The following is a 16200-nucleotide window of genomic DNA, read 5'->3' on the forward strand; positions in this document are numbered from 1 at the left end:
AGCGCACAAACCTTAGGACTTGTAACGCAAACGCTTCTTGTGACGGTTCTGACGCATGCGCTTGCTGCGCTTATGCTTGTTGATTTTTGCTTTACGGCGTTTTTTGAGCGATCCCATGATTGTGGTTCGTTTGTTGTTTTACTGTGGTGAGAAAAAAGTTAATAGACCAGCTTGTTGAGCGGGTATTCAATGATGCCTTCCGCGCCGAGGGCCTTGAGCTGCGGAATGATATCCCGGACGACGGATTCGTCAATGACCGTTTCCACGGCCAGCCAGCCTTCTTCCGCCAGGTGGGAGATGGTGGGGCGGCGCAGGGACGGCAGGGCTTCCACGAGACCATTGAGGGAAGCGGCGGGGAGGTTCATTTTCAGACCCACTTTCCGGCGGGCTTCCAGAGCGCCCCTGAGCATCATGACCAAGCTTTCCAGCTTCTGCTTTTTCCATTCGTCCTGCATCGTTTCCCGGTTCGCGATGAACTGGGGATAGGAGGTCATCAAGGTGTCCACGATGCGGAGCTTGTTGGCCTTGATGGAGCTGCCCGTTTCCGTGATGTCCACAATGGCGTCCACCAGCTCCGGCACTTTCACTTCCGTAGCGCCCCAGGAGAATTCCACATGGGCCTTGATGCCCTTTTCCTGAAGCCAGCGTTCCGTGATGCCCACGCCTTCCGTGGCGATGCGCTTGCCCTGCAGGTCTTCCGCGCAGGTGATAGGGGAGTTTTCCGGAACCACCAGCACCCAGCGGGTGGGCTTGGAGGTGGCCTTGGAGTATTGAAGGTCCGTCAGCACTTCCACGTCCGCGCGGTTTTCATAAATCCAGTCGCGTCCGGTGATGCCGCAGTCGATGAAACCGTCATTGACGTAACGGCCGATTTCCTGGGCGCGGATCAGGAAGAGTTCCAGATCGTCGTCGTCACAGGTCGGGCGGTACCCGCGGCTGGACACGTATACATTGTAGCCGGCCTTGCGGAACAATTCCACGGTGGAGTCCTGCAAACTGCCTTTGGGAAGTGCTATTTTGAGTTTCTTCGACATGATGGGACGGGAATGAAAACCCACGCGGGCCTCATTGTCAAGTTTAGAACCGAATCCGGCCCATTTTACCGGGCCATGAGCCGTTCAATGTCATCAGGCAGCAGCGGCACGTCCCCCAACAGGTCAATGTTTTCCTTTTCCCCGATCAGGATGTCGTTTTCCAGGCGGATGCCGATGCCTTCCTCCGCTATGTAGATGCCCGGCTCAATGGTGAAGACCATGCCCGGCAGCACGACGGGGTTGGTTTCCCCCACGTCGTGCACGTCCAGCCCCAGGAAGTGGGAGCAGCCGTGCATGTAGTATTTCCGCACGATGGGAGGATCGGACGGTTTTTCCGCCACCTGCGCGGGCGTGACAAGCCCCAGCTTGACGAGTTCTCCGGCAGCGAAGACGCGCACCAGGCGCTCATATTCCGATTTCAAGATGCCGGGCCTCAGGATGCTTTTGGCATAGGTCATCATGTTCAGCACGCTTTCATACACGGCGCGCTGGCGTGGGGTGAATTTTCCGTTCACGGGAACGGTGCGGGTCATGTCGGAGTTGTAGTTTCCGTATTCCGTGCCTATGTCCATGAGCACCAGGCCGCCGTCCTCGCACCTCTTGTCGTTCTGGATGTAGTGCAGCACGCAGGTGTCCTTTCCGGAGGCAATGATAGGAAGGAAGGAGAATTTGCGCGGCCCCCGGCTGATGAATTCGTTAGCCAGAAAGCCCTCGATCTGCCATTCCCCCACCCCCGGCCTGATGAACCGGAGCAGCGCCCGGAAGCCTTCATTGGTAATGTCACAAGCCTTCCTGAGCGCCTTGATTTCCTCCGGCTTTTTGATCTGGCGCATCTCCGCCATGATTTCATAAACGTTTTTCAGAACCGCATCCGGGAATTTTTCCTTCAGTTCCTTGGTCATGCGGGCATTGCGCGTTTCCACCGGGCAGGTGCAGCGCGGATGCTGGTTGGCTTCCACAAAGACCATGATGGCGGCCGGAACCAGGGTATCCAGCAGCGTATCATATTCATTGGTCCAACGCACGTCCCGGATGCCGCTCAATTCCCTCGCCTGATCCTGCGTGAGACGGGCTCCTTCCCAGATGGCGATCTGTTCATTCGTTTCACGCAACAGCAGGACTTCATCCCAGCCGTCCTCCCGGATGGTCATGATGAGGACGGTTTCCTCCTGGTCAATCCCGGTGAGGTAAAAGAGGTTGGCATTCTGGTGCAGGGCGAAGGTGCCGTCCGCATTCGTGGGGAACACGTCGTTGGCATGCAGGATCAGCATACTGCCGGCGGGCAGGCGGGAAGCCAGTTCCGCACGATTGCCGGCAAAAAAGGAGGAAGGTAGCGGCTCGTATCTCATACCGACAGCATGCTCCGCTTTTCCAGCTTGTCAATCATGCATCCGGACACGAAACGGCCTTCCTGCGGTTCATATTAAGTTCTTGCGGCCCGGCATTCTTTTGTTCATTCTGGGCTTTATGCTTTTCCGTGCTGTTTTTTCCGCCGCAGCTATTCTTTTCACGGGCGTTTCCTGCTCTTCCGGTCCTTACCGGCCCGTTTCCCCGCTCATTACTCATGCTGCGGAGCTGAAGGAGGCGCGCGGCAACCTCGGCGGCGTCTGGTGCCATCCCTCCGCCGGGCAATTCCTCTGGAAACAGCAAAGGCGGCAGTACGTTTACATCGCCCCCGTGGAAATCAGCTCCATCCGGCAGCAGTTCCCGGAGGCTTCCCCCTACCTGGCGCGCGAATTCCGGGATTCCCTGCAAAAGGAGGTTCGCCTCTTGATTGACCGCAATAATGAGAAGCCCGGCAATCATGTCCGCTGGGTGCTGAGCGACCGCCCGCGCACGCCCGGCGTGAAGGTTTCCCTGGCGATCGTTCAATTAAAGCCCACGGACATTGGGGGAAAAGTCGTGGCCCTGAGCGTGGGAATCGTCTCGCCGATTCCGGGCGTTTCCTTCATTATCAATCATTTCGCCTCTGGAGCGGTAGGGATTGAAGGCAACATCGTTTCCCTGGACAACGGGACGATCTTGAAGGAATTTTACGGGCGCAACAGGGATCCCATCAATATTTTTTCCTGCAACAGTTTTGAGGAGTTCGCCTGCGACAAGTACAACCTGGACCGTTTTGCCCGGCAGATTGCGGAAATTCTGGAGGAGGAGCCTTCCCATTCCTGATTTCCCCCCGCCGGGGAAAACTCTTGATGACAATCGGGTCATGACTCGAACACCGGACATGCGGGCGCCGTCTTATCCTGCATGTACGGTGCTATTTCACGGCTCCTGCTGGCGCTGGGAACGGGATTGGTTTTTTCCTGTTCCAGTTCCCAGCACATGCCCGTTTCCCCCTTGATTACCCATCCTCTTCATGCGGATTCCAAACAGAGCTGCTTCCAGGGCGTCTGGTACAACCCCACAGAGCAGGCCATCTGGAATTCCCCGCGCCTGAAGGTGTATGTGGCCCCCATCAATATTGATTATATCAAGGCCAGATTCCCGAAGGAGGCCCCGGCCCTGGCGGAACAGTTCAGGACGGAGCTTCAGAAAGACATCCGCAGGGTGCTGGAGAATAAATCCAAACAGACCGGAGGAAGGATCAAGTGGCAGCTGGTTGACCGCCCCGCACCGGGCGGCGTGACTCTTTACATCGCCATGGTCAAGCTGAAGCCTACGGACGTAGGCGGCAATATCATGTCCGACCTGGTTTCCCTGGCGTCCCCCCTTCCGGGCACTTCCCTGATCCTCGGCAATTTCATGAGCGGGGACGTAGGCATTGAAGGGCGCCTGTCAGACATGCGCACAGGCACCAGCATCATGGAGTTCAAGGCCTACAATACGGACCCCATCACGCTGTTTTCCGTGAAGGAGTTCGAGCGCTTCGCCTTTGACCAGCAGAATTTGCAGCTTTTCGCCAGCGGAATTTCCGCCATTTTCAAGGGCGGACCTTCCAGTTATATTCCCAAGACGGGGGAAGTTGACCTGGACCCGTTTTAAGCGGCTTTTCCGGCTGATTCCTCCTTGTCCTTTTTTTCAGGATCATAGAAGGTGCATTCCTGCACCGTCTGCCTGGTTTTAAAGGCATAGACGAAGAAGGCGACGCCCACCAGCACGAGGAAGACGGAGAGGAACTGCCCGCGGGTCAATCCCATGGAGAAGGGGGAGTCCGGTTCCCGGTATTCCTCGCAAACGATTCTCCCGACAGCATAGAGAATGGCAAAGATGCCGCAGAACACGCCATTCCAGGCACGCGGGAATTTCACCCGGATGAACCACAGAACGGCAAAGAGAAGCACTCCTTCCGCAAATGCTTCATACAACTGGGAAGGATAGCGCGCATGGTCCTGCATCATCTGCCCCACGATTTCCTTGATGGCGGGCGTATCCCTCACCCGGTCGGTCACCCAGGCGGCAGTCATGCGGTCCGGCACGGTTATTCCGGAGAGGGAAAGCTTGTCCAGCAATCCGGGCGTTTCATAGATGCGGGAGGCCACGCGGACGAACAAGTCCGGGTCCTGGGACAGTTCCGCCGGAAAGATCATTCCCTGGGCGGATCCGGGCGATACAATGCGCCCGTACAGTTCCCCATTGATGAAGTTGGCCATGCGCCCGAAGAAGAGCCCTACGGGGGCCACAATGGCCAGCCCGTCCAGCAGGGCCACCCACTTGACGCGGTGCTTCCACGCGTAGTAGAACGTGTACAGCCCCACGCCGATCATTCCTCCGTGGCTGGCCATGCCCCCTTCCCATACCCGCAGGGCCATGAGAGGGTCCGCCAGGAACTGGGACCAGCCGTGGTTGGGTATCTGGTAAAAGAGCACGTATCCCAGCCGTCCGCCGATCAGGACGCCGAAGATCGCCACATAGGTGACAAAGTCCGCCAGCCTGTCCTGCGGAATGGGATACAGCTTCCGGCGGGACAGCCAGGAGAGCAGAAAGTATCCGCCGATGAAGCCCATCAGGTAGGCCACGCCATACCAGCGCAGGGCAATGGAGTCCGTCACCTGCCAGATGACGGGGTCCAGGTCGTGTACGTAAGCGGTCAAATTCATGGGCGTTCCTTTCAGGGCAGATAATGGGTAAGGGCTTCCACGGCTTCACGGTCCAGGGCGCGCACCAGCGCCACCGTCAGTTCCACCGCCGCGCGGTAGTCCCGCAGGTCCAGCACGCCGTTATGGGCATGAATGTACCGGGTGGGGATTCCCAGCACGATCGTGGGAACTCCCCTGCCGGAGAGATGAAGGGCCGCCGCATCCGTTCCGCCGGAACGGCGCACCGTCAGCTGGAAGGGGATGCCTGCATCCGCCGCCGTTTTCTCGGCCAGGGCGGCCAGACGGGGATTGGTGATGGCCGTAGGGTCAAACAACCTGATCTGCACGCCGCCGCCCAGGGCTCCCTGGGAATCCGCCACGGTAAAACCGGGGGTATCGTCCGCGGGGGGGCCTTCCAGCACGATCACGCAATCCGGGCGCATGGCGACTCCGGCCGTCTTCGCGCCACGCGTCCCCACTTCCTCCTGCACCGTGGCGGCGGCAATCAGTGTATTGGGGTGTCCTTCCCGGCACAATGTCTTGAAGGCCTCTATCATCACGGAAAGGCCGGCACGGTTGTCAAAGGCCTTGCCCATGACCCGGAACGGATTTTCCAGAGGCGAGAATGCCGCGTCCGGCACCACGGGATCACCCAGATGAATGCCGAATTCATTTTTCACCTGTTCCGCGCTTTCAGCGCCCACGTCCACAAACAGGGCTTCCATGCTCATGACGCTGTTGCGCTGGCCTTCCGGCAGAAAATGGGGAGGCTTGGAACCGATCACCCCCTGAACGCTGCGGCCTGAACGCGTTTTCACCAGAACACGCTGGCTCAACAGGGTATGCGGCCACCAGCCGCCTATCCCCACCAGTTGAAGAAAGCCGTTTGCCGTGATGTTCTGTACCAGGAACCCGATTTCATCCATGTGGGCGGCCAGCATCACGCGGGGGCCTGAATCGCCATTGGTGCAGAACAGGCTTCCCGAACCGTCGGAGGAAAATTCCCCGCATCCTTCAAGTTCCTGCGCCACAAGGTTCCGTACTTCATCCTCATGCCCTGAAATACCGTGGGCTTCTGAAAACTTTTTCAGCAGATCCGAATCAATCGCCATGGGTCGAGCATGTGAAAACACCCCTTCCAGGTCAAGCCCGCAGCCATGCCGCATGATTTTTTCTTGACCGCACGGGGGGAACCTCCGGATTGAGCCTCATCCTGCGCAACACCCGTTACATGGAAAGAAACAAGAGATTTTTGCTAGCCACAGTTCGGTTTTTGGTGTAACTAATCAGGGAATCGAATTGTGCTATGAAATCCATCCTTAACACTATCACGGCCATGCTGGCTGCGGTGCTTTTCATTCCTGCGGCATCGGCGCAAACCACCAGCAATCCCAGAATGCAGGTGAAGGTCACGTTGGAAAAGCTGTCCCTGTACATGCGCCAGTCCCCCAATGTCATGACCCAGGACGATCCCCGGCCGCTCCCGAAGCCGAAGAGATGGGCGGATTTTGAAATGCCCTTCAAGGTGGAAGCCGCTCCCGTGCCCAAGTCCGGCTACATTGATTCCCTGACGTTCAAATTCTATATTGCCGTAGTCAACCCGGACCGTGCCCGCCAGTACCTGAAACTGTACAAGGAAGTAAAATACGTCAATGTTCCGGTAGGGGAAGCCACGTATGCCTCCGTCTATCTCTCCCCTTCTTCCGTCAAGCGCATCACCGGTTCGGAAGGCGGCAGGGGCAAGTGGGTGAAGTACCAGGGCGTGGTGGTGGAATACAATGGCAAAATCGTCGCCACTTATTCCTCCGAACGCGGCAAGATGGAAAAATGGTGGACCATCCAGTCCCCCAGCATCGTGGAAACCTCCTATTATCCCCTCCTGAACAAGGATGAAACGCCCTTCTCCGTGTACTGGTATGACCGTTATCCGGAAATCATGAGGCCCAACAGCCAGCAGGCGGCTCCCAGCCCGGCCCCGTTCGGCACGCCCACGGAAGCTCCGGCTGCGGACGGCGAATAAAGCCCCATCAACATTTTTCTCATCTCATTTTTTATTTAACAGAAATCACCCATGGCTAATTCACGACAAATCGTCGCATTAAACGTAGGTTCCCAGAGAGTTTCAATGGGCGTCTTTTCCAAGACCTCCAAAGACGCCCTTATCCTGGACCGCTATGCTACGCGCCTCGTAGTGCTGGACCCGTCGGCGGAAGGCTTGCGCCTGACGAAAATAGGGGAGGCAATCGCCGACCTCGTCCAGGAACTCAATGTCAAAGGCAGCGTTGCCAACTATTCCGTTTCCGGGCAATCCGTTTTCATCCGCTTCGTCAAGCTTCCGGCCCTGGATGATACCGATGTGGAACAGCTCATCCGCTTTGAAGCCCAGCAGCACGTCCCCTTCCCGCTGGATGAAGTGGTGTGGGACTACCACCTCCTCCCCGCCAAGGGCCTGGAACGGGAAGCCGTCCTTGTAGCCATCAAGGCGGAAGATCTGGATTCCCTTAATGACGAAATCGTCTCCCACAACCTTTCCACCGGCAAGGTGGACTGCGCGCTGACCTCCCTGTACAACGCGTATGTGGACAGCTACCCGGATGAAAAAGAGCCGGTGATGCTCATCGACATCGGCGCCAAGTCCACGGACCTGATTTACAGCGAACAGGGCCGCTTCTTCACCCGCAGCATTTCCGCGGGCGGCATCTTCGTCACTTCCGCCATCGCCCGGGAATTCAACGTTCCCTTCATGGAGGCGGAACGCCTGAAGACCACCAGCGGCCTCGTTTCCATGAGCAACGGACAGACGGAGGGGCTGGATCCCGCCACGGCCAACCTGGCTACCGTCATCCGCACGGCCATGACCAGGCTGGCTTCCGAAATCCAGCGCACCACCAACCATTACCGCGCCCAGATGAACGGAAGCGCTCCCGTGAAGGCCTACCTGTGCGGCGGCGGCGCGTCCCTGCCCTACACCAAGGAATTCCTGGAAGACAAGCTGGGCATTCCGATTTCCTTCTTCAACCCCATGCACAACGTGGGCGTGGGTTCCGGCGTGGACGTGAACACCATCTCCCGTGAAGCCTTTATCCTGGGCGGCCTGATCGGCACCGCCGTCAACGCCATCGGCAGGGCTTCCCTCAACATTGACCTGGAACCCACGGCAATTGCCAAAAAGCGCGCCAACCAGAAGAAGATGCCCGCCATCATCGCCGGAGCCGCCATCGCCGTTCTCGGCGCCGCAGCCTATGCCGTCACCGGATATATGGGCGTGCAGAAGGCGGAGGAAACCCTCGCCGGCGTGCACCCCACCGTCACCTCCATCAAGTCGGAGCAATCCGCCCTGCGCCAGAAGGAACAGGAGCTGAAAAAACTGGACGCCACCCTGGCCTCCTACCAACAGCTCACACTACAGCGCTACGGATATGCGGACATCATCAAGCACCTGCTGGAACAGTCGGAACACAAAGATTATCCCTACTGGTTCACGGACTTCGAACCGCTGGCCCACTTCAATCCGGAGGATACCACCCAGATCACAGGCTACTCCGTTATCAAGGATTCCTTCACGTCGGATAAAAACACGTCCCTGGTGGACGACATCAGGATGGAATCCTCCGCGAACACCTCCAGTGAAGATGAACCGTCCGTTTACAGCGTTAACGCCGTGCGCCTGACCGGGTTTGTCCGGCGCAGTCTGGGCGGCCAGAGAATCATCCAGGACCTTCAGGCAAAAATAGACGGGAACAAGGAATCCCTGTTCACCTTCAAGCCCGGAGACGTAAAGCTGGAAGCCCGCCAGATCATGGAGCTGGGAGCCAAGGACGCCAAGGTAGACGCAGCGGCAGGGGCCTTTGTCCCCTTCAAGCTGGTGCTTCCGTTAAAAACTCCCATTCCCGTGAACTTTAACAAATAAGATTACCCAACCCGAACAAGACATATTTTATGAGCAATTGGATTACAGACAACAAGCCCGCCGCCATGGTGGCGGGCGTGGGGCTTCTCTTATTCCTGGGGTTATCCGTAACTGGGTACATCGTTAATTCCAAACGCAGCGAGCTGGACAAGAAAATCAGCGTCGCCTCCAAGGAGATCAAATCCGCCAACGCCGCTGAAATCACGCCGAGCCGCGCATCCAACGAGGAGCTGGAAAAGGAACTGAACCGCTATGCTAAGGCGGTCACCAGCCTGGAAACGGCATACAAGCCCTTCCTTGCTTCCTCCGCGCTGGTTCCCACCACGCCCACGGCATTCCAGAATGAACTGAAAACGTTCAGGGACGCCCTGATCGCCTCCTGCAAGAAAAAGAACATTCTGATTACGGACACTTCCTCCTGGCTCGGCTTCCAGGTTTACAGCACCCAGGCTCCGTCCGTGCAGGCGGCCTCCACGCTGGGCTTTGAATTGAAAGCCGTCAACAGCCTCGTCAACAAGCTGACGGACTGCGGACTGTCCAAATTCATCAAGGTGTACCGTCCCCAGCTCCCCATTGAAAATCCGGCGAACAATCCGGAAGAGGACGCTGACGAGCCCAACCAGGCACCCTGGACTCCCATGCCCCTGGAAATCGCCTTCCAGGGCAACCGGGAAAGCGTGCTGAAAGCCATGAACGCTATTACGGACTCCCAGGATTACCTGTTCACGGTTAATTCCATCCGGATCCGCAACGAGCGTATGATGCCTCCCCCCATCGCCAATCCGGCAGCGGCCAAACCTGCCGCCGCCCAGCCCGCTGCGGGAGCGGCATCCCTGACGCCGGCTGATGAAGCGGCTGCGCCCGCAGCACCGGCCATCCAGCAACTCATCAAACCTTACATGGGCAAGGAGCAAATCTTTGTACAGGTCTCCCTCAACCTGGTCCAGTTCAACCAGCCCAAGGCACAGGAACCGTCTGAAGATTAATTACGGCAACCAACCGCAGCAAATACTTTCAACATGTCTGAAAAACAAAACTACGACAAAATCCTGCTGGCCTCCGGCATCGTCCTGGGCCTGGGGGTAGCCGTCTATGGTACGGTGACCCTTCTGGGACTGAATGACAAGTACAAGTTCACCACGCAGGTTTCGGAAAAGGCGATTGAACCTCCTCCCGGCATCAAGAAAGCCGCGGAAGTCAATCAGGAGCTTTCCGCCTCCCATGAGCTCAAGCCCATTGCGCAGGAAACGCAGCAGTACGTGGGCTTCGTAGCTCCCAATCTCTGGATCAAGGAAGGGGGAATGGAACCCTTTGACATTATTTCAGGACCTCCCATCCACGGCAACATCCCGAACAAATGGTTCCTGGACAACGGTCTGGAAAATGAGTTCGTTTACTCGGACGTCCTCACCCGGGACCCTGACAACGACGGATTCACCGTACAGGAGGAATATGAGGCTAAAACGCATCCCAATGATCCGAACAGCCACCCACCCCTCGTCAACAAGCTCTTTGTGGACGAAATCAAGCAGTTCGGCTTTTACCTGGCCTTCACGCAGTCGGACGGCAATGACTTCACCTTCAAGGGCATGAACCGCGCCAGGCAGGAGCTTTGGAGAAACATTGTCCAGCCCAACGGCAAGTTCGGCACCCGCAAGAACACGAAAGACGAACCCAGGTTCGAGCTTGTCAGCGTCGCCAGCAAGGAATTCAAGAACCCCAGCCTGGACATGGTGGAAACGGACGAAGAAGCCGTCGTCAAGGATTTGAAGCCGACCAAAAACGGCCAAACCTATACCATCAGGCGCGGCACAAAATACGTCATTCCAATCATTGATAAGAAAGTAAACCTTACTATCGCCGCCGGCCCCGAACGGGATACCAGCTTTGAAGTGGAGGAAGGCGCCGACTTCCAGATCCCGGGAGACACCAAACAGACCTATACGCTGAAAACCGTTGATAATGCTACGCAGACCGTAACCATTGCCAACAAAACCACTGGAGAACAAACAACACTGAGCAAGAAAAAATAGACCCGGATTTAAACTTTTCTGAAAAAAAAGCTTCACAAATCCGAAAAACATGTAAAAAGAAGAACCTAACTATGGACCACGCACCACTTTATCAACCGAAGCGTTCCCTGATCGCGCTGATGGCCATTGCTGCCTCCTGCCCGTTTGCGCAGGCTGGTGATGGCGGCGCCGTCGGAACCTCCAGTGCCTTGGGATCGTCCTACGCCGGACCGGGCAGTTACTACCAGTCCGATGCAGCGCGCATAGCCATGGCCCGCCGCGAAGCGCAGACCCAGGAAGCCATGCAGCTCCTTGCAGAAGGCCGCAACCTGTACCGCGAAGGCAAGTACAAGGAAGCCCTGGACAAATACAATGCCGCTTACAACATGCTGCCCTCCGCGCCGATCAACGACCAGCGCAAGGAAGCCATCGCCAACCACATTGGCGACGCCAGCATCGCCGTTGCTCAGGAATACATCAAAGTGGGCCGCTATGACGAAGCCGACAAGCTTCTCCAGGACGCCATCAAGCTCAATCCCCGGAGCGCCAAGCTTGCCAAGCAGACGCTCGAATACATGAAGGATCCAATTCGCACGAATCCGGCGCTTACCCCCGAACACGTCAAGAACGTGGAAAAGGTGAACACCCTCCTTCACATGGCCTATGGTTACTATGACCTCGGCGACTACGACAAAGCCATCGCCGAATTCAACAAGGTTCTTTCCATTGACCCGTACAACGTGGCAGCCCGCCGCGGACAGGAAACGGTCAACCGCCGCAGAATGGCCTATTATGCGGCCGCCTACGACGAGACCCGCAGCACCATGCTTGCGGAAGTAGACAAAATGTGGGAACGCCCCATTCCGATGGAAGTCCCGACGGGAGCCGACGGAGCGGACAACGCCCCGATCACGGATGTCAACGGCGCCACGGCCAACCTGATGAAGCTCAAGAGCATCATCATCCCCTCCGTCTCCTTTGAAGACACCACCGTGGAAGACGCCATCGACTACCTGCGCAAGAAGTCCATCGAACTGGACCGTACGGTAGGCCCGAACGGCGAACGCGGCATCAACTTTGTTATCAACGACTCCCAGCCCGCAGCCGTTACTCCGACAGCTCCCGCAGCTGACGACGGCGGCTTCGGCGAGGAATCAACGGACGTCACGGAAGTCGCTCCAGTTGCCGCTCCGCAGGAAAGCATCCGCACCCGCAAGATCGGCCAGCTCAAGCTGACCAACGTTCCCATGCTGGAAGTGCTCCGCTTCATCTGCAGCAACGCCGGCCTGCGCCAGAAGGTGGAAGACTATGCCGTCACCATCCTTCCTGCCGGCGGCAATGACGTGGATCTCTACCAGCGCACCTTCTCCGTGCCTCCGGGCTTCCAGTCCGCTCTCCGCACCACCGTCGGCGACGGCGGCGGCGACGTCAGCGAAGACCCCTTCGGCGGCGGCGGTGAAAGCTCCTCCGGCCTCAAGCCCATGCCCTCCATCCGCAGCCTGCTGCAAAAGAGCGGCATCAGCTTCCCGGAAGGCGCCACGGCATTCCTTGTCAACGGCAACTCCTCCCTGGTCGTCCGCAATACCTCCGGCAACCTGGACCTGATCGAACAGCTCATTGAAAACACCCGCGGCGAATCCCAGCAGGTGCGCATCATGACCAAGTTCGTGGAAGTGACCCAGGAAAACACGGAAGAACTCGGCTTTGACTGGATCGTTACTCCGTTCTCCGTCAGCAACGACCGCAGCACCTTCCTGGGCGGCGGCACGAACTACGGCACCGGCCTCGTTCCCGATGACTTCACCCAGTCCCCTGGCGGCGTAAGCGGCTGGCCCGTGAACAACAACAGCACCAATACGGACGGCAACGGCCTGATCAACGGCCTCGCCACCGGCGGCAACCGCACGGGCGACTACGCCATTGCCAAGAACTCCGTGGACAACCTGCTGAACAGCACCAACCGCACTGAAGCCACCAAGAAGAATCCGGCTCCCGGCATCATGTCCCTGACGGGCATCTATGACGAAGGCGCCTTCCAGATGCTGATGCGCGGCCTGTCCCAGAAGAAGGGTTCCGATGTTCTCACCGCTCCCAGCGTGACCGCCAAGTCCGGTGAAACCGCCAAGATTGAAATCATCCGCGAATTCTGGTACCCCACCGAATACGAACCCCCGGAACTTCCCAACAACGTAAGCAGCTGGGGCGGCGGCAACTACAATAACCGGAACAACGTTCTGGATGACCTTGTAGGCACCGAAAACCAGGCCCAGGTCACCAGCTTCCCCGTCACTCCCGCCACTCCCGGCGTGTTTGAAATGAAGCCCGTCGGCGTGACCCTGGAAGTTGTGCCCACCATTGGTGACAACAAGTACATCATTGACCTCAACTTCAAGCCCAGCATCGTGGAATTTGAAGGCTTCGTGAACTACGGCAGCCCGATCCAGTCCACCGGCGTTGGTTCCGACGGCAAGCCGATGTCCCTGACTCTGACGGAAAACCGCATTGAGCAGCCCATCTTCTCCAAGCGTTCCGTTGAAACGTCCCTGTTCATCTACGACGGCCACACCGTGGCAATCGGTGGTTTGATCACGGAAAACGTGCAGACGGTGGAAGACAAGGTGCCGATCTTCGGTGACTTGCCTCTCATCGGACGCTTCTTCCGCAGCAACTCCGACAACCACATCAAGAAGAATCTGATGATCTTCGTGACGGGACAGATCATTGACGCCACGGGCCAGCCCGTACGCGGCAACGCCCTTCCCACCGCGGCCGCTCCGGAAAGCGCACTGCCTGCTTCCGAAGGCCTGCTGCCTCCCATGTAGGCGGCGTGCATAACGTCCATATTGGAGCGGGTGAAAGGGTGAACCTTTCACCCGCTCTTTATGTCCCATACATACCCGGTTTTTCCCTTCCCTCATGAAGACGCTGATCGTGACCGGCGGAATCGCCACCGGAAAGTCCACCGCCATCCGCCTGCTGATGAAGAAGGGGGGGCCGCGCCTGCGCCTTTTTGACTGTGATGCGGAGGCAGGCAGGCTACTGGACGGCGGCAGGCTCAGGGAGAGGCTCTCCCGCGCCTTCGGACCCGCCAGCGTGGATGAAGACGGCCGCGCGGACAGGAACTTCCTGCGGGAGCTTGTCTTCCGGAATCCGGAAAGCCGCAGGACGCTGGAAGGAATCATTCACCCCCTGCTGCACCAAGAATGTCTTGCGCAAATGCGGGCGGCGCGTCAGAATGCGGCGGTAGCCGGGTTTGTCATTGACGTGCCCCTGTTTTTTGAAACATCGGCGCGCTACCACCAGGATGCCGTGTGCGTGGTGGCCGTTTCCCGGGAAACGCAGAAGACCCGCCTGGCTCTCAGGAACGGATTCCGTGAGGACATGATTGAAGCCATTCTGGCGGCCCAGCGTCCTATCATGGAAAAAGTGGCCGCGGCCGATTTCGTCCTCTGGAACGAAGGACCGCCGGACCTGCTCCGCCAGCAAATCCAAAGACTCTACCAACATTTTTTTCATGACTGAAGAACTCGACAACAAGCGCCTCCCCTCCGGAGAGGATCCGCAGGCGGCTCCCCCCAAGCCCCTTCCCGCACCGGAAGGGATTTCTGAGGAACATCCGGCTGCCGCTCCGGAGGAAAACGCAGGGGATACGGCCTGCGCTCCGGCAGTCCCAGCCCGGGCGGAGGAAGCCGCCGCTCCCGTTCCGGAACAGATTGACATCAATGAACTGCGGGAACGCCCCCTGAACGATCTTCAGGAGATGGCGGAAAGCCTCCCTATCCGGAACGCGGCCTCCCTCACCAAGTCCCAACTGATTTTTGAGCTGGGAAAGCAGCTTCTGGCAAAGGGCCATGAAGTAGTCGTCTCCGGAGTCATGGAACAGGCCAAGGACAATTACGCCATGCTGAGGGATCCGGTCAAAAGCTTCCGCACCTCTCCGGATGATATTTACCTGGGCGGCAACCTCATCAAGCCCCTGCACCTCCGCGTAGGCCAGCAGATCAAGGTCAGGCTGCGCAAGCTGCGTCCCCATGACAAGTACCTTTCCGCCTCTTCCGTCATCAGCGTGGAAGGCATCCCCGCAGAAGAGTACCGGGCGCGCAGTGACTTTGAACGCCTCACCCCCCTCTTCCCGAAGGAACGCCTCCTTCTGGAAAACAAGGAGGTCAATTCCGCCGCCATGCGCGTGCTGGACCTCATGACCCCCTTCGGCAAAGGCCAGCGCGGCCTGATCGTGGCGCCCCCGCGCGGCGGCAAAACCGTTCTTCTGAAAACAATCGCCCGTTCCATCAGGGCCAATTATCCGGAAGTGGAATTGATCGTGCTGCTGCTGGACGAACGCCCGGAGGAAGTAACAGATTTTGAAGAAACCGTGGATGCTCCGGTGTACGCCTCCACCTTTGACGAGCCTTCCCGCCGCCACGCCCAGGTTTCCGACCTGGTCATTGAGAGAGCCAAGCGGCTGGTGGAAATGGGCAAGGACGTCGTCATCCTGCTGGACTCCCTTACCCGGCTGGCCCGCGGCTACAACGCCAACCAGACGGGGGGGCGCATCATGTCCGGCGGCCTGGGTTCCAATGCGCTGGAAAAACCGCGCAAGTTCTTTTCCGCCGCGCGCAACGTGGAGGAAGGCGGCAGCCTGACCATCATCGCCACGTGCCTGGTGGATACGGAGTCCAGAATGGATGAAGTGATTTTTGAAGAATTCAAGGGAACGGGCAATTTGGAAATCCGGCTGGACCGGGAGCTTTCCGAACGGCGCATTTATCCGGCCATCTCCCTTTCCCAGAGCGGCACCCGCAATGACGACAGGCTGTACAACGAACAGGAGTTCGTCAAGATCATGCAGCTTCGCCGCCAGCTCGCCATGAAGCCGGGCTGGGAAGGCCTCCAGGCCCTCCTGCAAAATATCTCCAAGACACAGAACAATGCGGAACTCCTGCTGACAGGGCTGCGTTAAGGTTCACCTCCCTTTTTCCGTCTTTACCGCCTCCGTTCCCTCACCGGGACGGAGGTTTTTTATGGGGATGTTCCCCGTCATTTCCGGGTTCCGCGGCAATATCATGGACATCATGGACATCATGGACATCATGGACATCATGGACATCATGGACATCATGGACATCATGGACATCATGGACATCATGGACATCATGGACATCATGGACATCATGGATAGCATGTTTGCCGGGAGCCGCTCCGCCCGGAACAAGGGGGTGGAGTGA

General features: G+C 58.0%; 15 protein-coding genes. 10 read left to right on the forward strand and 5 right to left on the reverse strand.

The window, feature by feature from the left end:
- Positions 1-12 precede the first annotated feature (12 nt).
- The 3 genes from P8A25_RS11365 to P8A25_RS11375 all read right to left on the reverse strand — a co-directional run bounded on the left by P8A25_RS11365 (position 13) and on the right by P8A25_RS11375 (position 2383).
- The gene (locus tag P8A25_RS11365; RefSeq protein ID WP_012420149.1) at positions 13-117 is read right to left on the reverse strand and encodes a hypothetical protein; all 105 of its coding nucleotides are present in this window, start codon (positions 115-117) and stop codon (positions 13-15) included.
- 41 nt (positions 118-158) lie between these two features.
- Positions 159-1034, reverse strand: a complete 876-nt coding sequence (gene hisG, locus P8A25_RS11370) for an ATP phosphoribosyltransferase (RefSeq protein WP_022398184.1) — start codon at positions 1032-1034, stop codon at positions 159-161.
- A 65-nt stretch (positions 1035-1099) separates the two neighbouring features.
- Positions 1100-2383 carry an aminopeptidase P N-terminal domain-containing protein gene (locus tag P8A25_RS11375; RefSeq protein ID WP_215442345.1) on the reverse strand — a complete coding sequence of 428 codons (1284 nt, stop codon included), beginning with the start codon at positions 2381-2383 and terminating at the stop codon, positions 1100-1102.
- 118 nt (positions 2384-2501) lie between these two features.
- On the opposite strand from P8A25_RS11375, the gene P8A25_RS11380 reads away from it, so the two are divergent.
- Positions 2502-3203, forward strand: coding sequence for a hypothetical protein (locus P8A25_RS11380; protein WP_215442346.1), 702 nt, complete (start codon positions 2502-2504; stop codon positions 3201-3203).
- An 81-nt stretch (positions 3204-3284) separates the two neighbouring features.
- A complete protein-coding gene (locus P8A25_RS11385; protein WP_102726533.1) occupies positions 3285-4019 on the forward strand; it encodes a DUF3313 family protein in 735 nt (244 codons plus the stop codon).
- On the opposite strand, the gene lgt is transcribed toward P8A25_RS11385, so the two are convergent.
- A complete protein-coding gene (gene lgt / locus P8A25_RS11390) occupies positions 4016-5074 on the reverse strand; it encodes a prolipoprotein diacylglyceryl transferase (protein WP_215442347.1) in 1059 nt (352 codons plus the stop codon). The two genes, P8A25_RS11385 and lgt, sit on opposite strands and share 4 nt — an antisense overlap.
- A gap of 11 nt (positions 5075-5085) precedes the next feature.
- Positions 5086-6165 carry a M42 family metallopeptidase gene (locus P8A25_RS11395; protein ID WP_022398189.1) on the reverse strand — a complete coding sequence of 360 codons (1080 nt, stop codon included), beginning with the start codon at positions 6163-6165 and terminating at the stop codon, positions 5086-5088.
- A 194-nt stretch (positions 6166-6359) separates the two neighbouring features.
- Between P8A25_RS11395 and P8A25_RS11400 the strand changes: the two genes are divergently transcribed.
- From P8A25_RS11400 to P8A25_RS11435, 8 genes are all read left to right on the forward strand, one after another.
- The gene (locus P8A25_RS11400) at positions 6360-7073 is read left to right on the forward strand and encodes an Amuc_1102 family pilus-like protein (RefSeq protein WP_022398190.1); all 714 of its coding nucleotides are present in this window, start codon (positions 6360-6362) and stop codon (positions 7071-7073) included.
- Positions 7074-7124: 51 nt separating this feature from the next.
- Positions 7125-8963, forward strand: a complete 1839-nt coding sequence (locus tag P8A25_RS11405; RefSeq protein WP_022398191.1) for an Amuc_1101 family PilM-like pilus complex protein — start codon at positions 7125-7127, stop codon at positions 8961-8963.
- 29 nt (positions 8964-8992) lie between these two features.
- Positions 8993-9949, forward strand: a complete 957-nt coding sequence (locus tag P8A25_RS11410) for an Amuc_1100 family pilus-like protein (RefSeq protein ID WP_215442348.1) — start codon at positions 8993-8995, stop codon at positions 9947-9949.
- A gap of 33 nt (positions 9950-9982) precedes the next feature.
- Positions 9983-10996, forward strand: a complete 1014-nt coding sequence (locus P8A25_RS11415) for an Amuc_1099 family pilus-like system protein (protein WP_022398193.1) — start codon at positions 9983-9985, stop codon at positions 10994-10996.
- 71 nt (positions 10997-11067) lie between these two features.
- Complete coding sequence (locus tag P8A25_RS11420; RefSeq protein WP_102721220.1) at positions 11068-13797, forward strand: Amuc_1098 family type IV pilus outer membrane protein; 2730 nt, start codon at positions 11068-11070, stop codon at positions 13795-13797.
- Positions 13798-13891: 94 nt separating this feature from the next.
- On the forward strand, positions 13892-14497 hold the full coding sequence (gene coaE, locus P8A25_RS11425) for a dephospho-CoA kinase (RefSeq protein ID WP_215442349.1): 606 nt from the start codon (positions 13892-13894) through the stop codon (positions 14495-14497).
- Positions 14490-15935, forward strand: a complete 1446-nt coding sequence (gene rho / locus P8A25_RS11430) for a transcription termination factor Rho (RefSeq protein WP_215442350.1) — start codon at positions 14490-14492, stop codon at positions 15933-15935. Before coaE ends, rho begins: the two co-directional genes overlap by 8 nt.
- Positions 15936-16002: 67 nt before the next feature.
- On the forward strand, positions 16003-16200 hold the full coding sequence (locus tag P8A25_RS11435; RefSeq protein WP_404838702.1) for a hypothetical protein: 198 nt from the start codon (positions 16003-16005) through the stop codon (positions 16198-16200).

It is taken from the genome of Akkermansia sp. BCRC 18949 (assembly GCF_045011645.1).
GTDB lineage: Bacteria > Verrucomicrobiota > Verrucomicrobiia > Verrucomicrobiales > Akkermansiaceae > Akkermansia > Akkermansia massiliensis.